This window comes from Chitinophaga cymbidii (assembly GCF_007992715.1).
In the GTDB taxonomy this organism is placed as follows: domain Bacteria; phylum Bacteroidota; class Bacteroidia; order Chitinophagales; family Chitinophagaceae; genus Chitinophaga; species Chitinophaga cymbidii.
Genome location: NZ_BKAU01000005.1, coordinates 104,762 through 127,342, shown reverse-complemented (window position 1 = coordinate 127,342; position 22,581 = coordinate 104,762). Strand labels below are relative to the sequence as shown.

Sequence of the window (22,581 nt, the reverse complement as noted above, 5' to 3'; positions counted from 1 at the left end):
CTGAGAACGCGGACTTGAATTTGGTTGCATTGTCTTTCCCATTCGGACAACCGGATTTGTTTCCGGCTGCCCGTATTATTCCAACTGAACTGTCTTACGGATGTGATCGATTAGATCTGGTTGTGCTGTTGTTTTATTATGCTGTTATACTGATACGATTTATGCTGTTGTACTGATACGATGACTGTTTATCTATCCTGATGGTGTTTTATTCGATACGGCGATCGTTTATTCATCCTGATGGCGTTTTATTCTGATACGATAACCTGTTAATCATCCTAACTGCGCCGTCTTGCCTGATATGACAACCTTTTTCACCGGTATCTCGCCATGCGCTACTTTCAATGAAGGTTTTCCCTGCCGGAGGCTGACGGTGCCGAAACCCTTTGCTGTTGAGATAAAGCTGGTAAAGTCCCCAACTTTCGAATCAATAAAAAGCGTGTTGTCCACCGCATCATAACGCACACCGGTGAGGCCCTGCAGCATGCCGTAGCTGGACATTGCCCTGGCGTACCAGTGGCCGCATTCATATTCATTGAAAGGATTGCGCACGGTGCCATCGTAGCGGTCGCGGCAGGCCCTTACAATGTCCAGCCCCTTTTCCACTTCTCCCATGAACATCAGGTGCGAGGCTACCTGGTATTCGATGCCGGTCCACACTTCATTGCTGTACACAAAGGGAAGCGACAGCATGCCGCCGCGGGGCCATGAGCAAAGCAGCAGCCCGGCGTCCGTGCCGAGCGCAAAGGTGGGGCGTTGCGGATTGGCGTGTGCGCTGAGGTCTTTTTTCAGGTTGTATTTGTGCACGGCCAGCAGGTGGCTTTTTGTTTTGGCGGGGTCTACCGGTTCATCCATGCCGCAGACGCGCGCGATCCATGAGCCGAGAATGCCATCGGAGAGGCAGCCCTCGCCGTACTGATACTTGGGGCCTTCCTTTTGCAGCAGTTGCCGTGCTTCTTCGGAGTATTGCGTATGGAAGGATTGCGCTTTCACGGGGTCGGGGGCGTTGAGTCCTGTCCATTGTATTTTCTGAATGAAGTATTCGCCGTTGTAAAGATCTGTTTCAAGATATTGTTTGCCCTTTTCATAGAGGCTGGCGTATTCCGCTACGTCTTCATGCATGAAGGCGCCCATAAGCGAAATCGCTTTCAGCGCGCCTAGATAGAAGCTGGTGCACATGCCGGTAGGGCCCCAGAACTCAATGTCGTACGTGTTGTGATGCGGCTCTTCCACGATGCCTTTTTTGTGGGGGTCCCAGGTGCGGATGCAATAATCCATGCTTTTCTTTACCGAAGGATAGATCTTTTTCAACCAGTCGTTATCGCCGCTGATGCGCCATTCGCGGTAAACCTTCATGATGCCGCCGAGCTGGCCGTCCGCCGCCGCATGGAAGTTATGTACCAGCGGGGAGATGGGAATATTGGCGCGGAAGCCCTGGTGGCCATCCGCGTTCTGGTTTTCGGAGAACTCTGTGTTGCGGAGGCTTCTTTCCAGGTTCGGGAACAAATGCGGTACGGCCTGCGCGTAGTTCCACACGTGCGTGCAGGAACCGTGGCAGCTGCCCCAGCTGTCGCCGCAGCCTTCCCAGGTCCAGAAGCGCCCGTCGTACTGCCGCATGACGGTAGCAGATTTCAGGATGGTAAGGTTTGCCGCAACGGCTTCGAGCACTTCCGGCGGAAGGGTACTTTTGTAAAACGTATCGGTGAACAGGGAAGTCTTCTTCTGCAGCGCATCGTAATTTTCTTTCCAGTAATCCGCCACCTCATTCACATTTTTAAAACGACTGCTGTACCATGGGCGGTGAAATTTATGCTGATCAGGATGATCGCCGGAAGCGTCCTCTCCTATCCGCAATTTTGAATCCGGCACGTACCACGACATCATCAAACGGATCACTTTTTTCTCTCCCGGCTTCAACCGGAAAGGTACGTACAGTGAGCCGCCGGGCGCATCTTTTTCCACCGGCGCATTGCTTTTGGTTTCGCCGGCTTTGATGGTATTCCATACCATCGTCAGCGGATCGAACCAGGCGCCCCGGAACCAGCAATGGTCTACTACCGTGTCGTTGTCCATTGTATAGATCGCAAAATGGCCCTGCTTTTCCGGGGCGTTGGTGATGGCTTCCTGTGATAAGATAAACCCGTTTTTAATGGGTTTGATAGTATGGCCGGTATCTCCCTGCCGCATGAAGTTGCGGGCATTGTAGGAGAATACGCATTCTTCTGTTTTTCTGCCGGTGTTGGAAAAATGATATTCCAGTGCGCCGGCGGGGAGGCTGGAGTTGTCTTCATCGCCGGGCGTAAACGGGCTCCATCCTTTGATTTGCACGGTCATGGGCATCGCGGGATCTTTCAGCGTGATCTCCGCGAACGGGAAGCGCGCTTTAAATTCGGCGGACCGGAAACGCGGAAGTCCCCAGGTAGCGCCGCCCGTGCCGCCAAGCCCCGAATCGCGCATGCCGAATTTCTTCCAGTCCGGGATGATCTGTTCCAGCACTTTTGCTCCTTCCGGCACACCTTTAATACTGATGGCGGCGAACATGGCGGGCTCAAAGAACATCTCGGGATTGTGGCGGACAGACATGTGCGAAATAGCGCCGGTACCTTCCAGGCAGAACATGCCCGCGCCGATCCCCCCGATGGGGAATGCCACCCGTTCAATATTCTTTCCCGTATAAGCGGTGTTATAATCGCGCCCGCCGGGTGTTTTTGCTTTGTCAGGCGCTGCTGTATTTTCTGCTGCTGTTGTTCCGTCCTTTGCCAGAGTTACCCCGGGCAGCGTTGATGCGCCAATGCAGCCGAGAGTGAAGTTCTTTAAAAAATTACGCCGGTTGTTAGTTGCCTTCATGAGTGTATGGAATTTATAAGTAGTTGTATGGGCAAAAGCCCTCCTTCCCCGCCGTTTTCGGCGGAAGTGCTTTACATAACGCTTAATCGTTTAAGCAAAAAGAGATTAAAAAAGGAAGCTTCCGCTTCAGAAAATGAAAGTATAATATTTAGTGCTAGCAACCAAATATTTTTTTGGAGAGCGGAGGTTTCTCTTATTAAAGAATATTGACTAAACAATTTTTGCCGTTCCTCCTGCTTTCGTCGCGCATTGATAAATTGTCTTTCATGAAATGTTATTTTGCAAATCATCAGCACTCAAACCAAAAAACAGATTCAGAAATTTTCGGTACTTTCGTTACTATAAATTTAACTGTTATGAACGCTGTAATGGAACAAGAAAAAGATATTATCGTCAGGGCCTTTGACAAGTCTTCTGATAACTATTGGAAAACGCTTATAGAAATTGCATCAGAAACTGCCATCAAGCAGGAAAATGTTATCCGGATTGTTTTATCATCAGGTGATTTTGTTCAATCCAGTTATAGAGAAAAAGATGGCCTGCCGCTTTTTACAACGAGAAAAGCGTATAAGAAAAACGCCTCTTTCCTGGATAAAATAATCGGCGCATTTAAAAACAGGATTGATTAATCTTTAGATTGTTTGATAACCCATAGCTAATTCACGTTATCTATGAACATACTTCAGCTATATTTTGATGAAACAAACACTTACGGAAGAATTGTTTATTTTCATACAGGAGCATCGTCACCATTATTAATACGCACTTTAGCTACCACACTACCTGCTGCAATAAAGGTAAAAAAATAGTCTACCAGAACCGCCAGTATATATAACACCAGGCCAGCGCATAGATCAGCAACCAGAACTTGATCTTCCGGAACCATGGCCGGTCCTTGTCATCATCATTCAGTGATCTGATCCAGGCCAGCTTCCACAGGAACGGTTCAGCCTGTGCGGCCGGCGGGGCAGGCGTCATGAGTGATACTACCGCAATGAGCAGTATGGTAAGCGCTTCCGCAATGGCGCCCACGTACAGCCAGTTCAATTCGATGTGCAGCATGTAGAACAACAGTGCAAGCCCGAGCTGGATCAATACGCCGCCAATGAGCCCTGCAATAGCGCCGGCGTAGGTCGTTCTTTTCCACAGCAGACCCATCAGCAACACGGCAATAAATGGGGTGGCCATGTAGGTAACACCGGTCTGAAAATATTTGAACAACCCTACGTCCGCCACCAGCGGCGCTATCAATGTTCCGATGAACAGCGCCATGCCGCCGGACATCTGGCCGGTGATGATCAGCTCACGGTCGCCCGCGCGCTTTCTCCAGAAACGTTTGTATACATCCAGCGAAAAGATCGTGGCGATAGAATTGGCCAGTGCGCTGATCGAAGACATCACCGCAGCGAAAAATCCGGCCAGGATAACGCCCTTCAATCCGGAGGGCGCAAACAGTTCCAGCGCGAGCGGGAAGGTCTTATCCTGCTGGTCCGGCAACAGGGAAGGGCCCTGCTTCATCACGTCCAGCCAGTGATAAACGATGAGGCCAAGCAGGCAGGTCACCAGCGGCCTGATCAGGTTAATAAATCCGGAAAAGATGATCCCCATCATGCCATCCCATGTGCTGCGCGCGGAAAGCACCCGTTGTATCATTACCTGGTTGGATGACTGGTAAAACAGGAATACGCCGAAAGACGCCAGGATCAAACCGGCGAACGGCGCTTCCTGGCTGGAAGGCGGCATGTACAGATGGAAACGTTCCGGAGAAGCGGCCACCATCGCGCCCCAGCCACCAGGTATCTTGTCAAGCGCCACAAAAAAGAACAGCACACCGCCCACGATCAGCATCAGGCATTGAATCGCATCGGTCCACATCACGGAACTCAACCCTCCGAGCAATGTGTAGCTGGCGGTAAGCAGCACAATGCCGGCCATCACATACCGGATATCCCATCCCGTCAATTCACTGATCGTAACGCTGCCGCCATATATCACCGGTGGCAGGAACACAAAAATATACCCGATAAGGATCACGATGCTGTAGATGGCGCCGCAAAGGGGGCCAAAGCGGCGGTTCAGCAGCTCCGGGACAGTGACGATCCTGTTGCGCAAATACATCGGAATGAAAAATATCATCATGAGTAGATAGGTCGGCAAAGCCCACCATTCCCAGTTCGCAATAGCCAGCCCGCCTTTGTAAGTGGCGCCCATCGTACCTACGATCTGTTCGCTGGAAACACTTGTGGCTACAAAGGCGGCACCGATAAGGTACCAGGGCATATTGCCCGCCGCCAGGAAATATCCTTCCGTCGTCCGTTTTATCTTTTTGGCGGCTATCAGGCCGATAACGACTACCAGCAAAGTTTCTACAACAACGATCAATATATCGGCCAGTGAAAGATGAAATTTCTCCATAGATGTTCCTTGATTTAATGATTGGCGGCGGGTGAAGAGGACAACCGCCATTGCTGGTAATGCCGGGCCGATGCGCCGGGCTGAACGGACAGCTTGCAGCTTAATGTTTCCAGTTCTGTAAAATCCGCACAAACAAAAACTTCTACATTGCAGCCATTGTCCACATGCACATCTGCGGGCGGTGCAGCGGGGCTTTTAATGGATAATGCACCCGCCGGCTGTATCGCTGAGAGTTCCGGATGTTCCATGTACCAACCGGCTTTGGCGCGGAAATCCCCGGCCTTTATGTTCACCCGGCCACCAGTAAATTCCCAGTTCCCGGGATCGGTGCCTGGCCAGAAATGAACAGCTTCTGCTATGCAGGCGTCCTGCGCCAACAATGAACTATGCGCCAAACGGCCGGCCTCCAAAAGTGCGGAACGCGGCACACAGGTGATAGCCCACAACGCACCCTCCCAGACTTCCGCACCATGATACGCCAGCACATGTTCGATATCAAATCCTTCCTCACCTGCTGTGATGATCAATGACAGCCGGATGCCGTCAGGCCGCTGCGGGGCGGTGATCTTCAACGCCGCATCGCTGATAGTCACTTTGCAGGGCGCGTTATCGGGAAAATAACTGGCATCATTTTCCGGCGCCGTAGTGAAGCGGTGGCCACCGTAAATACGCCAGTCCCCTACTCTGAAATCTTTATCATCCACATACAGCAGGTTATCACCACCGCGGTAACGGAGCGACAAAATCCTCGGCCCGGCGGAGATACCGGCGATCAGCTCACAGGTATCCGTACTGCACCGAACGGCATCCCATCCGTTCCATCTCACAGCGCTGATATTCATGGCAGCACGCGCTTCGTGAGCCCGCGCTGAAAAGCGTCGAGCCGGGTAAATCCTTCGGCATACCGGCAGCCGGCGGCCATTCCCCTGAAACGTGCCTGCACTTCTATCATCTCGAACAGATCGGTGGACGCGAGTTGCTGCATGGCTTCGAACTGGCTTTTATGACAGGCGAGCATTTTCTTCTTCGTTTCAAAAACAGCGGATATGTCCACATACTCCGTCGGCTGAAAACCAATGCCGCCGAGATTATCCATGAAATACACCTGCGCATGCCCGAAGCGGCAGGCGGGCAGCCGCTGGTCGGGAATATGCGGCAAGCCTTTCTGGAAATAGGCATCGAAGACCAGCTGGCCTACATACCGGTGGTCCGGGTGATAATCGCTGGGAGAATGGGTAAAGATGATATCGGGATCTGCTTCGCGCAGGATGTCGATCATCAGGCGCCGTTGTTCCCTGTCAGGGAAAACGTGTTCGTCCATCACATTGCCCCAGATCAGCTTTGCCCCGATCAGCGCGGCGGCGGCGCGGCTTTCTTCTTCCCTGATCCTGCCCAGCTTTTCCGGGTCGATCACGGCATCACCCATGTTCCCGCTGGTGAAAACGGCCATCGTTACCTGGTGGCCTTCGTTGACGTAGCGGATCAGCGTACCCGCGCAGAGGATCTCTATATCATCCGGGTGGGCTGCAACACAAAGTATATTCATTATTCAGATCGGTTAAAGTACTCCATAACGGTCATACACGGCTCTCAGCGAATCGCCCTTCAGCAGGTCGTTCCTCGACTGGTCTTCCTTCATGACTTTTTCCAGTGCGATGTCCAGCACTTTGTCTTCCACTTCCCGCGGCACCACTACGATGCCATCGAAGTCCGTAAAGATCAGCTCTCCGGGCTTCACCACCACATCACCGCAACGGACAGGCACATCATAAGCCATCACCCTTCCTCTGCCAAGGCTGTCCAGCGGCCGTATGCCGCCGTAAAATACGGGGAACTTCATTTCCACGATCTTCCTGCAATCCCTTATCATGCTGTCGCAAATACAACCTACTGCGCCATTTCGTTTGGCGATAGTGCTCATCAGCTCGCCCCAGGGCGCATTGGTGCCGGCGAAATCCGTGGAGTGCACTACTACATCGCCTTTCTTCAGTGAATCCACTGCTTCGATCTCCATGTTGTAGGGATCATCTTCAATATAATCCGTTTCCATCCAGCGAAGCGTTCTGGCACGACCGACCATGATGCTGTTCTCGGGATCGAGCGGCCGCAGCCGCTGGTGCATGGCCTGGTTCCGGTAGCCGAGCGCGTCCAGCACATCACATACGATCGGCACGTACAGGTTTTCTTTTATCCATTTGAATTTTTCATCGTCGGTGAGCAGCTTTTGCTTGAATTCCATGTCAGTATATTTTTGTTCGGTTACGAATGTTTTTTACGTTTTTATATCGATGTTAAATCAGGATGACCATATGAAGGATTGCATGGGCTCCGCGATCACGCAACAGCTTCCCATTCCCTGCTGTTCGCAGAACCATTTGAACACGGCGGGGTTTTCCGCGTTCAGCGCCATCATGTCGTAATGATTGGGCAGTACAAATTTTGGCTGCACCGACCGGGCGAATTCCGCGGCCTGTTCGGGACCGGGGTTGTTCCATTTACCATTGATCGGCACCAGCATTACTTCCGGCGACTTTGGCGCGGCGGCCAGCACAATGGGATGGAACTGGGTGTCGCTGGTGTGGTACACGCTTCTTCCGTTTGTGAACGTGATGCGGTAGCCGGTGGTATCCAGCACATCGGCCCCTGTGGGCAGCGCGAATACACCCGTTACTTCAATGCCTTCGGCGCGCCATGTTTCCCCGGCATTCAGCACGATGGTCTGTTCTGCGGGAACGCCCAGCGCGGGCAGCTTTTGCGCGGCCAGCCGGGGAGCGATGAAGCGGGTATCTTCCTTTTTGCGGAAAGATGAGATCGTTTCAGGATCGAGGTGATCGAGATGATCGTGGGTGATGATGTAAATGTCCGCTTCCAGATCGTCCGCCGCCATTGGCGGGGGATACTGCCGGGAAAACTCCGGGGAGCCTCTGCCGACCGCATCGGAAAGATAGGCGTCGATGACGACGGTCAGCCCGGCGGACCGGATGACATAACCGGCCTGCCCGAGCCACCAGAGGGCCGCTTCATCCGGCAGCAGGTCTTGCGCAAGGATCGTTTTCATGTCGGTTTATTAAAGGTTAACACAAAATCTTTTAACGGCGTCTTCGTTGATCCCGATGCCGAGGCCGGGGCCTTGCGGAACGGGGATGTATCCGTTTTTGTCCATCTGCACGGGATTTTCAATGATCTCGCGCAGCATGGGATTATCGCTGACGTTGTATTCCAGGAAAAGCGAGCGCGGCAGTACGGCGTTCACGTGGAGGCTTGCTGCGGTCAGCAGGTCCGTCAGCCATGCATGGGGACAAACATCAATGCCGGCGCATTCCGCTTCCCACATTATTTTCCTCGCCTGCGTGAAGCCTCCGCAGCGGGAAAGGTCGGGCTGCGCCACATCAATGCGGCCGCGCTGTATCAACTCACGGAACCCCCAGCCCGTAGCCTCCTGTTCTCCCGCCGCGAGCCTCGTTCGCACGCCTGCTGCTTTTACCCGCGCATAGCCGTCGTAATTTTCCGGATGCAGGAAATCTTCCAGCCAGAATATATTGTAAGGCTCCAGCGCCTTGCATAGTTCAATCGCGTCATAAGCGCTGCGGTCTACCATCCACCCCGGATCGATCATCAGTTCAACATCCGGCCCGAGCGCTTCCCTCGCCGCGGCCACCAGTTTTACATCGCGTTTAAAATCCTGTCCGAATACGCCCCAGCCGAACTTCACCGCGGTAAAGCCACGCTTCAGGTAAAACTCGCAGGCCTGCTTCATGGCGTCCGGCGAGGAACGGAAAAGCGTGGAGGCATAGGCCCGCACCTTGTCCCGCCGCGCGCCGCCGAGCAGCTTGTATAGAGGCCGCCCGACCGCTTTCCCGATGATATCATGACAGGCGATATCAAAACCGGAGAGCACCTGCATGGCCACGCCTCTTCTGCCGAAATAGATCGTTCCGCGGTATATCTTGTCCCACAAGCGTTCCACATCAAAAGGATCTTCTCCCACCGCCAGCGCGCGCAGCCCCTCGAACATCCCGGCCCCGCTTTCCGGCGCATTCACGGCAGCTTCGCCCGCATGCGGAGAGGTTTCCACATCAGACCAGCCGGTGATCCCTTCATCGGTGCTGACCTTTATCAGCAGGCAATGTTTTACGCCTCTTGCTTCATCGCTGTTTTCAGGCAACGTGATCTCGAAAGGGGACTGGAGAATAAATGCTTCTACATTGGTAATCTTCATACGTCTATCAATTAAAATGTCATGGCTACTTTCAGCGCTTTGTCGTGGCCGTCCCGCGCGAGGGAGAACGCTTCCTCCCAGTTTTCGAACGGCAGGCGGTGCGTGATCAGCTCTTCCAGTGCCAGTGTTGTATCGTTCAGGCATTCCAGTGATGCCTCTATCCTGTTTTCGTCGTTGCAGGCGCCCACGATCTCCAATTCGCTGACGTGCAGCGTGAAGAAATCGAGCGGAAGCGGTGCTGGTACATTGCTGAAGATCACCAGCCTGCCACGCGGGCGTAATGCTTTTATGCAGGCTTGCACGGCTTCGGGGGCGCTGACGGCCAGTATCGCAATGTCAACGGACTTCGCGGGAACGTCCTGCATGATCTCCACGTTGGGTATCCTGCCCAGCCGGAAAGGAGAACGGCCGGAAACCACCACGGAGCCTGCGCCCGCCTTTACCGCCAGCCGGGCGATCATGTTGCCGAAGGGACCATCGCCCGCGATGAGCACCCTGCGGCCTTTGATATCCCCTGCCCTGGCAACGGCCTGCAAACACACGGCCACGGGTTCCAACAGCGCGCCCAGCGGTAATGAAAGATGATCCGGCAAGGCCACCACACGGTCCGCGCGCTGCACAAAATATTCCGCGAAGCAGCCGTCCCTGTCCAGCCCGAGGTGCCCCATAGTGGAACACAGATGCTCATATCCCCGCCTGCATTCTTCACACTTCCCGCAGGGCACTACGGGGTGGGCAGCCACCCGCATGCCGGGAGCCAAATGTTTAACGTCCGCGCCTGCTTTGGCGACCACACCGGCGCCTTCATGCCCGAGGGTGCGCGGATATTTGATGCCAAAGGGATTGTAGCGGATATCATGCAAATCCGATGTGCAGATGGTAGCTGCCGCTGTGCGGACCAGCACTTCATCATGCTTTGGTTCCGGCACCGGCAGCTCCGTCATTACCAATTCGTTTAGCCCTTTCAGTTGCAATGCCCGCATCTTCATAATGTTCGTTTTATCAATTCTGCCACCCGCATCTTCATACCCTCCGCTTTGCAGGATGCGGCAAACCCAGCAGCTGCAACGCATCCCTGTTAATAATGCCCTCTGTAACCCCGGAAGGTATGCCCGGCAGCCCGCTGCTGGCGAGAACGTCGTTGATACGGCGCACGCCGTTCAGCGAATCTCCGGTAGTAGTAAAAGGAAAATCAGATCCGAACAACACTTTCTCCGATGCATTATATTCCACCAGCAGGCGCATGGAATTGTAGAACTGCCATGGCCTGTAATACAATGCCGACAAATCCGCATATACATTTTCATGACGGCGGATCACTGCAATGGTTTCACCTTCCCAGGGATGCCCCAGGTGCGCCAGCACCATTTTCAGGCCGGGAAAATCAACGGCCACCGCATCGAAGTGAGCGGGCCGCGAATAATCCAGCCGGGTGCCGCTGACGAAAGAAGTACCCGCATGAAAAAGTATGGGCAGGCCATGCTTTTCGCAATAACGGTAGATATCGTAATAACGGGGGCCCAGCGGATGCGCATTCTGGTATAACGGCGCCAGCTTTACGCCGGTTGCGCCGAGATCCTGGTGGCATTTTTCCAGTTCCTCCATATAATTTCCCTGCAAAGGATCGATCGATGCAAAGAACAGCAACCGTTCCGGCGCGCGGGCAACATGCGCGGCCACCCGTTCGTTGGGAATGTTCCAGCCCGTTGCGGAAGCCTGCAATCCGAATACCACGGCTACGTCCGCCGCTTTGGTGGTTTCGAGATGCCTTTCTTCCACATCTCCCCAGGAAGCGGGGTCTACGCGGCATCTTTTGAGATCCGCCTGCAATGCCGGCCCGAAATCTTCTCCGGCTTTGAAAATATGTGTGTGAATGTCTACGATCATAGTACTGACAATATAATCAACCTATTCCAGTGACCAGTAATGGACCGCCCAGGGTTCCAGCTTTACGGTCAAGGTTCTGGTGCCTTTTTCCAGCTTGCTGAACGGCTCCGGCCGCAGGCGCTGATTTTCTTCCAGGCCCGCGCCGGTAGCGTCCAGCACAATATGCCGCGCTCTCATATTCTTCGGCATGTCTTCCAAATTCAGCTTTACGGTAACCGGCTGATCGGAAAAATTCCAGAGCATCAGGTTATGCATTTCCAGCTTGCTGTCATGCGAAGCAAAGCCGTGCACCTTATCATGAGAAGAGTGTACAGGCAACCGCGTGCCCGCCATTCTTGAAAGCAGCTTGAACGTAAAATATGCCGGCCTTATCTGGTTCTGGTAATCGATCAGCCCGCTGAACTGCGCCTGCCGGTTCCACCACCGCGTCATAAATGCGGTGCCATGCGGAGAAAAGAACCGGGCAAACGTTTCATAAGATACGTACCAATCCTTGATCTGGTAGTAACACGACCAGTCCAGTCCCGCATCCTTCATCTGCCATACGGTTTCCGCCACGTAACAGGGCTGAAAACGCGGGTCCAGCGGCGGATTGAAAAGATCCATGTTCCATTCGTTCATGATCGTTTCAGGATGCAGGCCGGGATGCTGCGCGATCAGCTTTTTCACGTAATCTATTTGCTCGCGGATGATATACGGACTGTTGTTATAATGATGCCAGGAAACGAAGTGCAGCGGCAGTTTTTCATCCGCGCAGGCGCGCAGCAGCGCCGGAAGGATGGGTGATTTGTACCAGGCAAGCGCCGGACCGCCGACCTTCGCATTCGGGTCAGCCCGAAGGATCGCTGCGACAGTATGTTTGTAATACCGCACATAACTTTCAGGCTTGAAACGGTACGGCGTGCCGCCATCCTCTCCTATGTCTACCTCGTTACCAATTTCCCAGTAGGTGATACCGGCTTTGCGGTCCAGGAAATGTTTTACAACATCGTATACAAATTGCTCCCAGGCCTTGTAATCATTCGGCTCTACAATATCCTGATCAACTACCGGAAAAAATACGGAAGGCTTCAGGCAAAAGCTCATGAAAGGCTTCGCGCCGGTTTGCAGGATGTTGGTCACCATGCTGTCCAGCGTATTAAAATGATACTTTCCCTTTTCGGGGATCACATCATAATATTCGCTGACGAACAGCCGGATAATAGCGGGATGTAACGCCCTGATCTCGGTGATCCTGCCGGATAGCATGGGCTCTTCCGACAAACCGCCCTGGCCTAACGACATCTTTTCCATGTTCATCGGGCCGGCATCTTCGTTGAACTTCACGCTGACGTTCGCCGTTTGCGCGGATGCATACAAACAAAGCAGCAGGGTAAATGCAGTGAATACGCTCTTCAAGATTTTCAGGTTTATGGTGATGAATCAGTATTTCGTAACAATGGTATACCGCTTTCCTTCAGAAGCCGGTATCAGAACAAACTCCTTTTGCGTGTCAAAATCTTTCCAGTCCTGCCCGTTGACGGTTACCGACCGGATCTTGCTGCCCTGCGGGTGCCGCAGCCGTACGATCAGCATCCGTGGAGGGTTCCGTGCTGAAATATCCACTGTGGCAACGATCTCCTTGCGGGCGGCATGGCTTGCTATCTCCATGTTCAGCGGGCCAAAATAAGTCGGCGCATTTTTCACTTCGATCTTCTTCCCGTCTTCCAGCCACGCCCTTGGAATGGCCTGCCCGATCAGCAACGTATCCATACCTGTTTCCCGTATCAGCATCTTCCTGTACAGCTCGAACCATGCACCGTCCGTGCTGGGCGGACCGTAGTATTGTCCCCATGCCCAGCGGTGTTCCAGCGAAGTCAGCTGCTCATGCGAGAAGCCGCAGGCCGTTAAGCTGTAAAACGAGCGGATGGCGGCTTTTGGTTCGTCGCGCAGTAAATAGACGGATGACTGCTGCACATATATGGGTTCATTGGCCGCGCCCAGGTTACGGAAGAAGAGGTTATCCTCATGATCATGCAGCATGGCCGTGGTCAGCCAGCTGTCCGGCTCAATCACACCGAGCCGGGACAAATGAAGCGGGCCGCAATCTACGTCTGTCGGGTACCACTGGTCCATTAACCGGCGGGGCGTCATGGCGTCTGTGGGCACATAGTTCACCCAGGTGCCGTCTGCTACCTGTACGGCGGGTGACTGAACGCTGGCGCGTGCAAACTCCTTTACCACATCTGCTTTCATGCCAGCGGCGGTGGCGGCGACGGATGCCGCACGGGGATGGTTATACGCAGCCAGCGCTTCCGCGAACAATTCAAGGCCAGCCACATAGTACGCTTGTGTGAATGCCCATTCGCGTTCCGCATTGGTGAGATCGTTCAGCGGCGCGCGGATCAGGCCGGTAGAGCTATCCGCTGCTTTGGCCGCGGCCACCTGCGCCAGGCACCAGTCCAGCGTCCTGAGCGCATCCGGCAGCAGCTCTTCAAAATATTCGTTGTTGGCGGACAGGAGATAATTTTGTGCAATGGCATACAGCTGGCCGGGAGAATAAACGCCCCAGTTCGCGAAGCCGCCGATGCGGCCATCTTTTTGCTGCTGGCTTTTGAACATGGCTTTCATTTCATCCTGCGCCACCGAATCATATCCACGTAAGCCATAGATCATATAATCGACATAAACAGCCTGATTGATGGGCCAGTCCGCATCTTTCTGCCCGTAAGCGGTGTTGGCATACGGCAGATCCATATGCGGCGCATTATCCGTTCCGATGGTATGCCGCGGCAGTACCAGCGAATGCCAGAGGCTGGCGCGGTACAGGTTGTTGATGCTTTCTTCCGGTACTTTGAACTGCGCGCCACGGCTCAGCCATTGCTCCCAGTAATTGACCGTCTGTTGTTTTGCCGCTGCGAAATCCAGCCCGCTTAACGGACCGGCTTCCTTCACATCGGGGGAAGGCAGCTTCGCGATAAATTCAAGGGATTGCCCTTCGGGCAGATCGCCGGAGATGATGAGCTTCGCCGTGGCGCCGCTTTCCGCGGATACGGTGAGGCCCGGCCCGGTTTGCAGCAGCAGGAGAATATTGCCCCGCTTGCCTGTTACTACCCAATCGTTTTTCACGCGCACAACATGCAGCTGGCTGTCAGCCGGAGTGGCCATCGACAGCCCGAATTGCACGGGCCCGCTTTTGCCGGACAATTTTACTTTGGTGAGCATCACGCCGGGGAGATATCCGCGTACTACCGTGGAAGGTTCCGCCAGCGGAGATACGAACTGTGTTATTTCTGCCTGCTGCCCGTTTTTTTCCAGTTGTGTGAGGATGACCGGCAAGCCGTTCCATATCGCCTGCTTTTTCCATTTGCTTTCCTGCCATTGGAGGTCCAGGCGGAATTTATGCGGCGATGCAAAATCGGGGCGTACGTTTCCGTAGCGGTCTACCGCGAATTTGTAGATAGCGCCGTGCGCCGGGGCCATCACCGTGAGATGTCCTTTCGTGTCTATCCATTCTGTTTGCCAGGAAGCCTTCCATTCCAGCGGGTTGCCGAAATCCTCCCACGCATCCCTGAATTTTTCCAGCGAGGCATCCGGTTGTTGGGCCACCTCATCCAGCACCCGCTTTCCTTTCAGTGATGCCAGATGTTTTTTAAAGCTGACCAGCCGGTTTGCCAGCGTGATGAAAATATCGTGTTCCGGCAGCCACATGGCGCGGTGGCGGATGAGCTGTTCCAGCGAAACGGCAAAGCCTTGTGTGCCTTCATGATCGAGTTGAATGACGAGCAAAGGGCCGTCCGGTTTGTTCCAGGGATCGTTGCGCAATCTTTCCGCCTGCCCTGCTGTGCCGTGTTCCATGAGGTAGCCCCACATGGCGTCGTTCTTTACGGAGTAGCGGTCACGGTGAGATGCCAGCTCCCGCAGCGGCGCGGAGGGCCTGGGCCATTTGATATCCGCAGCGAGCACGTCTACATCTCCCTTCCCCACATGCAGCAGCGATTCGGTGCCTGCCTGATCGTCCTGCTCAATGCCTGCGCCGGTGACGGTGGTGATCTCCAGGCCGGGGGTACCGGCTTTGAGCGTTACCGTTCTCGTTTGCCGTTCCGGGGCCGTGTGGCCCAGCGCTATCCTGACTGACAGTCTTTCTTCCGCCTGGGCAGCCGCTAATTGCGGGAGCAACAGGCTCCATATAAGGTAATGTGCTCTAATCTTCATATTCCGGGTTCTGGTCCAATTGTGTGTTTTTATCCCTGGCGGATTGCGGGATCGGAAGGAGGTAATTTTTCGCGGGATCGAAGGCTTTTGCGCCGCCGCCTGCGGGCACCACCGTATACACCCAGTTATTGCCGACTTTCTCGATCTTCATGGCGTGCACTGTACCGTTCAGCACCACTTCCGCGAGCCGCAGCCGCAGGAGGTCCGGCAGACGTTTTTCTTCAAACGCCAGCTCTACCCTTCTTTCCCGGTGTATAGCAATGCGCATGGCGTTCTGATCAAGCCCTTCGGGCAGATCGGGAATGTCCGCGCGCTCGCGTATTTCGTTGATGGCGTCGTACACCGACTGATCGGGGCCGGTGGCTTCATTCCTTGCTTCGGCATAGCTCAGCAACACTTCCGCGTATCTGAAAATGATCCAGTTCGCGCTGTTCTGGTTATTTTGCGCGCTGGCGTATTTCGGATTGATGCCCTTGCGGATGTAATACCCCGTTCTCGTGGAAATGCTGCTGTTATTGAGGTCCGTGGCATTCAGGCTCCCCACGCCCTGCTTCATGATCATCTCACTGCCGAGCCATTCGGAGCCGTCGTATACAATGGATTCATAAAATCTTTTTTCACGACCAACGTAAGGGTTCTGGTCGTCATAACCGGAAGCAGGATCTGTTATCGGAAGGCCGTTGGCCATAGCATATTCATCCACCAGGTCCTGCGTGGGGTTCACATGCCCCCAGCCGGTCAGCGCACCGTTCACGAACCGCGGGCCGATCTCCCCGTCCCGGTAATTGGCGAGTGAAGTGCCGCCCAGGTGCTGGCGGGCGAAGATCACTTCCACATTGTTATTGTTCTCTTCAAAGAACAGCGTGTTATAATCGGGGAATAATGTATACCGCGCGGTATCGATAATGCGTTTGAAAGTTCTGGCGGCCTGCTCCCACCGGGAAAGGTCATTGGACGGGTTGTACAGCGCGCCGGCGTTGAACAGCTCGCAGGAGCCTTTCAGGGTGATCGCGGCGCCCCAGGTAGCGCGGCCGGTTTCCGCCGTCAGCGGCAGTTCCGCGGCAGCGGCTACACATTCCGCTACAATAAAATCAAACGTTTCGGCAGCGGTGTTCCGCGGGCGGAATACTTCATCGCCCTGCTCGTTCTGGTTGAGCACATCCGTGATAATGGGCACGCCGCCATGATAGGTCCACAGGATCGAATAAAAATACGCGCGCAGAAAACGTGCTTCCGCCAGCCTCACTTTTTTCCAGCTTTCCTCCAGCGCCGATGCGGTCACTTTCTCAATGAACAGGTTGGCTTTCCGGATGCTGGTGTACAGGCCCCATTTGTTCGGCGCATTGCTGGGGGTATAGATGGAAGGGCCGTAAAGGTTCGTGCTCACACGGCCGGCCTGCCCGTTCAGGGAATTATCCGAAAAGTTCTCCCAAGGGTCGCTGGTGATCAGCGTGGGAACGGACGCATACACATCGTTCAGGAACAGGTCCGCATTGGCGGTGGTGGACCAGAGCGTTTCATCCGTCACCTGGTCTTTCGGCTTTACGTCCAGGAACTTGTTGCATGCCTGGAATGAAAACGAAAGCATGCATATGAGGAGCGCCCGGAGGGTCATTTTCAGAATTTGATTGTTCATACCAAATGATTTTTGCTGATTAGAATGTTACGTTAGCACCAATGGAAATGGCTTTCTGGTTGGGATATCCCCAGCTCCCGTTCGGTATCCACGAGTTGTTCGGCCCTATTTCCGGATCGTAGTTGATCAGCTTCGTCCATGTAAATATGTTTTGTCCTGACACAAACACCCTGATGTTTTGCATCTTCAGCTTGCGCATGACCGCGGGCGGAATGGTGTAGGCGAGCGTAGCGCTTTTCAGGCGCAGATAGCTGGCATCGCCCATCCAGAAGGAGGATGTTTGCGAGTTATTGACGGTAGGCGCGGATGTGAGCCGCGGATAAGCGGCGTTCGTATTTTCCGGCGTCCAGTAATCGAAGTTGTGAACGTAAGGGAGCATGGTTTCCCAGAAGGGCATGATGGACGAGCCATGATAATACCAGTCCACTTTTGCGGCGCCCTGGAACAGGAGGTCCAGCGAAAACGCCTTGTACTTTACGGACGGCGAGAAACCGTAAATGATCCTTGGCGCGGCGGTAGGATCGCCGATCACAGTGATGTCGTCATCATTGATCTTTCCATCACCGTTCATATCCTGGTACCGGATATCGCCCGGCTGTACAGCGCCCCAGGGTTGTACGGCGATCCCCGGCTTCAGGTTACCGTTCGCATCGAAATCGCTTTCCTGGAAATACCCGAGCGACTGGAAGCCAAACTGCGTACCCAGCGGTCTGCCGGTCACCCGGCGGTTGGGATTGTTGTAAGTAGTAGAGGTTTCAAATATCTGCAGCACTTTGTTCTTCGCGTAAGTCATATTGGCCCCGAGCGATACCTGCAGGTCGTCGGAGATGCGGTAAAAGGAGCTGATCGTAAAGTCCACGCCCCTGTTATCCATAATCCCCGCATTCACCTGGCTCAGTCCCACACCGTATTCCGACGGCACCACCACATCCGGGTTCACGAGCATGTTGGAGCGTTTTTCGTAGAAATAATCGATCTCGAAATTGAGCAGGCCGTTCCAGAGATTGGCTTCCAGCCCCACGTCTGTTTTCTTCGCGCGCTCCCAGGTGATGTAGGGATTAGGTTCCGCTCTTTCCCGGATACCCTGCACGGCGTTGCCGCCCAGGATATAGTTGGTACCAAGCACATCATAAGTGCTCATGTACTGGAAGGGAGTGCCCGCCAGCGCGCCCACCTCACCGTAAGACGCCCTGATCTTCAGGTTGTCCAGCCAGCTCAGCTTGTTCTTGAGAAAGTTTTCTTCCGATAAACGCCAGCCGATGGAGAAGGCCGGGAAGAAGCCGTAACGCTGGTCCGGCGGGAAGAAATAACTGCCGTCATACCTGCCGCTTGCTTCCAGCAGGTATTTCTGCGCATAATCATAAGCTACGCGGTATACGAAGCCTACCTGCCTTGCCTGGCTGGAACTGCCGCGGGTGCTCATGTCCGCCTGGCTGGAGCTGCCGAGATTGATCTCGTCGATGCCGAGGTTATAATTTCTTCTGTCCGCGCCGAGCGTCTGGTAATTGTTGCTTTTGGCCTCGAAAAGACCGAGCACACCAATATGATGCGCACCAAATGTATTATCATAGGTCAGTCCCGCCTGGTAAGTGAGCTGGTATTCGTTGGAATAATTCTGGCTGAGCGAAGGTTTCGTTTGCCCCCATATGCCGTCCGTGATCACGTACGGCGTCTGTGATCTGTCAAGACTGGCTTTGTGTACCGGCAATGTCCAGAGCTTGTCCATCGTATGGGCCGGGTCGTAGGCGATCGTACCTTTTGCTTTCAGGCCGGGGATGAAAGGAATTTTCTGTTCCACGGACAGCTGCGAAAAAAGCGCGGTGGAGTTGATCTGCTGGTAGCCGCTGTTGAAGAGGCTGCCGGTGAGGAATGTTCCGTTCATGCCGTTGCTGAATCTCAAAGGCCCGTACAGCGGATGCAGGTAGCCGATCAGCTCGAACAAACGGCCGGTGGTGATCTGCGGATACATGTTCTTCTGCTGCCGGCCGTTGACGTTAAACGAAACGTTGGTGGTATTGGTCACCTGCGCGTCCAGGTTCAGGGTGAGGTTGAACCGCCTGGAATTGGTGGCTGCCCACATGCCTTCCTGGAACTGGTAGCCGAGACCCGCGTAATACTTTACGCGCTCTGTTCCGCCGGATATTTCTATGTTATGATTGGTAAGAATAGCATTTTTGTTGGTGATGGAGCCCCAGATGTCTTTGAACGTGGGGTAGGCGTCCGGATCTGATCCGTCCTGGAATTTCTGCAGGTCGGATGCGGAGTAAGGTTCGGGGAGCCCTTCATTCACGGCGGCGGCATTCCGCAACGTGGCGTACTGATAGGAGTTCACGAAATCCGGTAACACTACCGGGTTCTGAAAACCGACGTAGCCGTTGTAGCTCAGTGTAGGCGTTCCCGTTTTCCCGCGTTTGGTGGTAACGAGTATTACGCCGTTCGCTCCGGCAACACCATAGGGCGCCACGGCGGCGGCGTCTTTCAGTACGGTGAACGTTTCAATGGAATTGGGATCGAGCTGTTGAAAAGCACGGGGAATACCATCTACGATCATCAGCGGCTGATTCGCGCCGGTGGATGAAATACCGCGTACATAAATGTTCGAGCCGTCTTTACCCGGCTCGCCTGATCCCTGCTTCACGATGACGCCGGAAACGCGGCCACCCAGGCTGTTGCTCAGGTTCGCCACGGGCACCGAAGCTACCTCCGCTCCTTTCAGGGTAGAGATGGCGGCCGTTACAGAGGCTTTTTTCTTTGTGCCGTAACCTACCACCACTACGTCGTTCAGCGTTTGGTTGGCGGACTGCACCAGCACGATGTTCAGCGTTTTCTGATCGCCTACAACGATCGTCTGTTTCTCATATCCGATAAATGAAAAAACAAGCTCCTGCCCCCGGGATGCCTGTATGGTGAATTTGCCGGTCTCCGTGGTGGTGGTTCCCTGGCTCGTTCCTTTAATAAGAATGGATACATTAGGCAGGGCAGTCTTACCATCCGTTACCGTACCGGAAATGGTCACCTTGTCCTGCGCCATCGCATGCGCAAAAAGAAAGAATAACAAGGTCTGGAGTGGAAGCATTCTCTTTATTGCCTGCAAATTAAATGAGCGGAAGTTCATAATAGTTGATTTGCGTAGTTAGCTGAATAGAATTGCGTAAATTTTGGTTGCTGTTGATGTTCCCAAAAATAATTTCCTCTTTTGCCCGATTTCTACACCATTTCGCTCATTCTGTATCCTATTTTGTTCTTATCCGGCATTGTATCCTGAAAGGATATACAAATTATCCTAAATCGCTATTTTATTCCTCTATTTCGCACCAAATCATAAAAAACAGGTGATAAACAGTGCAAATTCATGTATATTCAGAGCATGAAGCCACATTTCAAGCCTATCCCGTCCGAGTCCAATCTCTTCAAGATCGAGCTGCAGGAAAACAGCAAGGAATTCGATTATCCGTGGCATTATCATCCCGAGCTGGAGATCACTTACATACTCAGCAGCCACGGCGTTCGCTATGTGGGCAACAGCACCGAGAACTTTTATTGCGACGATCTGGTACTGCTGGGCGCGAACCTTCCGCACACCTGGCACATCAGCGGTGATGAAGACGAACCGGCCACTGCCATTGTGATCTATCTGAAAGAAGGCTTTCTGAACGAGACCTGGATGCAAAGCATAGAGTTCAAGGCGATTGCGGGTTTACTGACGGAAATGAACAAGGGTATTGTGGTAGACCGGGAAAAAGCGCTGCAGCTGAAGCCGAAGTTTCTGCGCCTGCTCAACGCGCCTGCTTTTGAAAGGATGATCATTCTTTTGGAGATACTGCAGGACCTGGCGCGGAACACGCAGTTCCGCTTTCTTTGCTCACAGGAATTTACCGGCGCGCTGAACCGGACGGACAATGCGAGGATCAACGCGGTGTATGATTATATTCAGTCGCACTACCTGCAACAGGTATCGCTGTCCGAGATATCGAACCGGGTAAATATGAGCGAGAAATATTTTTCGCGGTTCTTCAGCAAGGTGATGAAGAAACCGTTCTTTGAGTTTCTGAATGAATACCGGATCAACAGGGCCTGCAAGCTGCTGATAGAAACGGATATGCAGATCAGCGAGGTTTGTTACTCTTCGGGCTTTGAAAGCGTATCTTTCTTTTACCGGCAGTTCAGGAAATTCAAGGGCTGCCAGCCTAAAACGTATCGCAGGAATTACCAGCGGGTAGCGGAGCTGAGACTGCTGGCGAGCTGATCAGTCAGCATGCGGCATACACAAAACATATTTGCATCAGGTAATATCATCCACCGAAATCCTGCTCTTTTTGCTTTCCAGCCAGGAGGTGAAGACGGTATAAAACACGGCGAGGATGATCGCGCCTTTGAACATCCCTGTAAACCCCCAGGCCGCCACCCCTCCGATCACACCGAGAAACAACACCAGGAAGGGCAGTTTCCCGCCGCTTTTCGCAATGAGCACAGGCTTCAGCACCGCATCGATCACCAGCACGAACACCGCGTAAACGGCCAGGAAGACAGTCATCCCGGCATGCCCCTGTGTAGCCATCCATATCACCAGCGGCAGCCACACGGCCAGCGGTCCTATCTGTATCAACACAAAAAAGAACACGAGCGCGCACAACAGCAACCGGAAATGCACACCGGCGATCATAAACCCTATCCACGAAATGACCGTGGCGATAAACGCCGTTCCGATCACCCCGATAGACACGCCCCTGATGGCATGCGCGGTGGCATCCAGCAAAGTCAGGCCGTCCCGCTTCCCGAGCAGATGCTGTAATGTGGCCTTCAGCGGGTCCAGCACCTTTTGCCCCGCCGCCAGCAGGAAAGCGGAGATAATAATGCCGAGAATGACCTGCAGCGCAACGGCCAGGATGCCCGCGCCGCCGGTTACAATATGATGCACGACTGCTTTTACTTCATGCTCGTGGCCGGTAATGGTTTCTCGCGGGTTCTCCCGCAGCTCTTTCCAGAAATCGCCTACGAAAGGCAGGGAAGCGATGTTCTCCGGCAAGGGCGGCAGTCCGTTCGCCTGCACGTCCCGCACAAAATGCACGAGTTCCTGCGCATGCCGGCCCAGCGCGGTGACCAGGTACACAACGGGCAGCGCGATGATCAGTAACAGGATCAGTGAATAGATAACGGCCGCGAGCTTCCGCCGGTTGTTCAGCGTACGGACGAGCCAGGCGTACGTCCGCTCGAAAGACACGTAGAATATCAGGGCGAACGTAAAAACACCGAAGAATACCTTCAGCACGTCATACAACGCAAAAAGCAGGGCGAGCAATAACAGGAGAACGAGTATCGTTTCTATGACACTCCGGGGGCGGGGGAAAATAGAGGGCTGCATACATGAATATAACGCATATTA

The 22,581-nt window shown here is 53.8% G+C and carries 16 protein-coding genes; 2 read left to right on the top strand and 14 right to left on the bottom strand.

Annotated elements, in window-relative coordinates; translation table 11 throughout:
* Positions 1–273 precede the first annotated feature (273 nt).
* Complete coding sequence (locus CCY01nite_RS19300; RefSeq protein ID WP_146865257.1) at positions 274–2,847, bottom strand: GH116 family glycosyl hydrolase; 2,574 nt, start codon at positions 2,845–2,847, stop codon at positions 274–276.
* 266 nt (positions 2,848–3,113) lie between these two features.
* Between CCY01nite_RS19300 and CCY01nite_RS19295 the strand changes: the two genes are divergently transcribed.
* A complete protein-coding gene (locus CCY01nite_RS19295) occupies positions 3,114–3,476 on the top strand; it encodes a hypothetical protein (protein WP_146865255.1) in 363 nt (120 codons plus the stop codon).
* A 181-nt stretch (positions 3,477–3,657) separates the two neighbouring features.
* On the opposite strand, the gene CCY01nite_RS19290 is transcribed toward CCY01nite_RS19295, so the two are convergent.
* The 12 genes from CCY01nite_RS19290 to CCY01nite_RS19235 are packed head-to-tail and all read right to left on the bottom strand — an operon-like array spanning position 3,658 to position 20,313.
* Positions 3,658–5,262 carry an SLC5 family protein gene (locus tag CCY01nite_RS19290; protein ID WP_186831149.1) on the bottom strand — a complete coding sequence of 535 codons (1,605 nt, stop codon included), beginning with the start codon at positions 5,260–5,262 and terminating at the stop codon, positions 3,658–3,660.
* Positions 5,263–5,276: 14 nt separating this feature from the next.
* Entirely contained in the window at positions 5,277–6,104 is an 828-nt protein-coding gene (locus CCY01nite_RS19285; protein ID WP_146865251.1) for a hypothetical protein, read from the bottom strand.
* A complete protein-coding gene (locus tag CCY01nite_RS19280) occupies positions 6,101–6,808 on the bottom strand; it encodes a PIG-L deacetylase family protein (protein WP_146865249.1) in 708 nt (235 codons plus the stop codon). The genes CCY01nite_RS19285 and CCY01nite_RS19280 overlap by 4 nt, the downstream gene beginning before the upstream one ends.
* Before the next feature lie 12 nt (positions 6,809–6,820).
* Positions 6,821–7,501 (bottom strand): RraA family protein, encoded by a 681-nt coding sequence (locus CCY01nite_RS19275; RefSeq protein ID WP_146865247.1) that lies wholly within the window; start codon positions 7,499–7,501, stop codon positions 6,821–6,823.
* A 57-nt stretch (positions 7,502–7,558) separates the two neighbouring features.
* Complete coding sequence (locus CCY01nite_RS19270; protein WP_146865245.1) at positions 7,559–8,320, bottom strand: MBL fold metallo-hydrolase; 762 nt, start codon at positions 8,318–8,320, stop codon at positions 7,559–7,561.
* A 9-nt stretch (positions 8,321–8,329) separates the two neighbouring features.
* The gene (locus tag CCY01nite_RS19265; protein WP_186831148.1) at positions 8,330–9,481 is read right to left on the bottom strand and encodes a mandelate racemase/muconate lactonizing enzyme family protein; all 1,152 of its coding nucleotides are present in this window, start codon (positions 9,479–9,481) and stop codon (positions 8,330–8,332) included.
* An 11-nt stretch (positions 9,482–9,492) separates the two neighbouring features.
* The gene (locus tag CCY01nite_RS19260) at positions 9,493–10,554 is read right to left on the bottom strand and encodes a zinc-dependent alcohol dehydrogenase (protein ID WP_146865241.1); all 1,062 of its coding nucleotides are present in this window, start codon (positions 10,552–10,554) and stop codon (positions 9,493–9,495) included.
* Entirely contained in the window at positions 10,505–11,368 is an 864-nt protein-coding gene (locus CCY01nite_RS19255) for an amidohydrolase family protein (protein ID WP_146865239.1), read from the bottom strand. The genes CCY01nite_RS19260 and CCY01nite_RS19255 overlap by 50 nt, the downstream gene beginning before the upstream one ends.
* A gap of 21 nt (positions 11,369–11,389) precedes the next feature.
* Complete coding sequence (locus tag CCY01nite_RS19250; RefSeq protein ID WP_246129982.1) at positions 11,390–12,766, bottom strand: GH39 family glycosyl hydrolase; 1,377 nt, start codon at positions 12,764–12,766, stop codon at positions 11,390–11,392.
* Between the two features lie 24 nt (positions 12,767–12,790).
* Positions 12,791–15,562, bottom strand: coding sequence for a glycoside hydrolase family 15 protein (locus CCY01nite_RS19245; protein WP_146865235.1), 2,772 nt, complete (start codon positions 15,560–15,562; stop codon positions 12,791–12,793).
* Positions 15,552–17,198 carry a RagB/SusD family nutrient uptake outer membrane protein gene (locus tag CCY01nite_RS19240; RefSeq protein WP_146865233.1) on the bottom strand — a complete coding sequence of 549 codons (1,647 nt, stop codon included), beginning with the start codon at positions 17,196–17,198 and terminating at the stop codon, positions 15,552–15,554. Before CCY01nite_RS19240 ends, CCY01nite_RS19245 begins: the two co-directional genes overlap by 11 nt.
* 19 nt (positions 17,199–17,217) lie before the next feature.
* Entirely contained in the window at positions 17,218–20,313 is a 3,096-nt protein-coding gene (locus tag CCY01nite_RS19235; RefSeq protein WP_146865231.1) for a SusC/RagA family TonB-linked outer membrane protein, read from the bottom strand.
* Positions 20,314–20,565: 252 nt separating this feature from the next.
* Here CCY01nite_RS19235 and CCY01nite_RS19230 point away from each other — a divergent pair, with 252 nt between their 5' ends.
* Positions 20,566–21,444 carry an AraC family transcriptional regulator gene (locus tag CCY01nite_RS19230; RefSeq protein WP_186831147.1) on the top strand — a complete coding sequence of 293 codons (879 nt, stop codon included), beginning with the start codon at positions 20,566–20,568 and terminating at the stop codon, positions 21,442–21,444.
* 36 nt (positions 21,445–21,480) lie between these two features.
* Here the strand turns inward: CCY01nite_RS19230 and CCY01nite_RS19225 are convergent, their stop codons facing one another.
* Entirely contained in the window at positions 21,481–22,560 is a 1,080-nt protein-coding gene (locus CCY01nite_RS19225; RefSeq protein WP_146865227.1) for an AI-2E family transporter, read from the bottom strand.
* Positions 22,561–22,581: the final 21 nt, after the last annotated feature.

Coding starts and splice junctions, on each gene's coding strand:
- CCY01nite_RS19300 (WP_146865257.1), bottom strand. CDS start 2,847: ATGAAGGCAACTAACAACCGGCGTAATTTTTTAAAGAACTTCACTCTC.
- CCY01nite_RS19295 (WP_146865255.1), top strand. CDS start 3,114: ATGAAATGTTATTTTGCAAATCATCAGCACTCAAACCAAAAAACAGAT.
- CCY01nite_RS19290 (WP_186831149.1), bottom strand. CDS start 5,262: ATGGAGAAATTTCATCTTTCACTGGCCGATATATTGATCGTTGTTGTA.
- CCY01nite_RS19285 (WP_146865251.1), bottom strand. CDS start 6,104: ATGAATATCAGCGCTGTGAGATGGAACGGATGGGATGCCGTTCGGTGC.
- CCY01nite_RS19280 (WP_146865249.1), bottom strand. CDS start 6,808: ATGAATATACTTTGTGTTGCAGCCCACCCGGATGATATAGAGATCCTC.
- CCY01nite_RS19275 (WP_146865247.1), bottom strand. CDS start 7,501: ATGGAATTCAAGCAAAAGCTGCTCACCGACGATGAAAAATTCAAATGG.
- CCY01nite_RS19270 (WP_146865245.1), bottom strand. CDS start 8,320: ATGAAAACGATCCTTGCGCAAGACCTGCTGCCGGATGAAGCGGCCCTC.
- CCY01nite_RS19265 (WP_186831148.1), bottom strand. CDS start 9,481: ATGAAGATTACCAATGTAGAAGCATTTATTCTCCAGTCCCCTTTCGAG.
- CCY01nite_RS19260 (WP_146865241.1), bottom strand. CDS start 10,554: ATGCGTTGCAGCTGCTGGGTTTGCCGCATCCTGCAAAGCGGAGGGTAT.
- CCY01nite_RS19255 (WP_146865239.1), bottom strand. CDS start 11,368: ATGATCGTAGACATTCACACACATATTTTCAAAGCCGGAGAAGATTTC.
- CCY01nite_RS19245 (WP_146865235.1), bottom strand. CDS start 15,562: ATGAAGATTAGAGCACATTACCTTATATGGAGCCTGTTGCTCCCGCAA.
- CCY01nite_RS19240 (WP_146865233.1), bottom strand. CDS start 17,198: ATGAACAATCAAATTCTGAAAATGACCCTCCGGGCGCTCCTCATATGC.
- CCY01nite_RS19235 (WP_146865231.1), bottom strand. CDS start 20,313: ATGAACTTCCGCTCATTTAATTTGCAGGCAATAAAGAGAATGCTTCCA.
- CCY01nite_RS19230 (WP_186831147.1), top strand. CDS start 20,566: ATGAAGCCACATTTCAAGCCTATCCCGTCCGAGTCCAATCTCTTCAAG.
- CCY01nite_RS19225 (WP_146865227.1), bottom strand. CDS start 22,560: ATGCAGCCCTCTATTTTCCCCCGCCCCCGGAGTGTCATAGAAACGATA.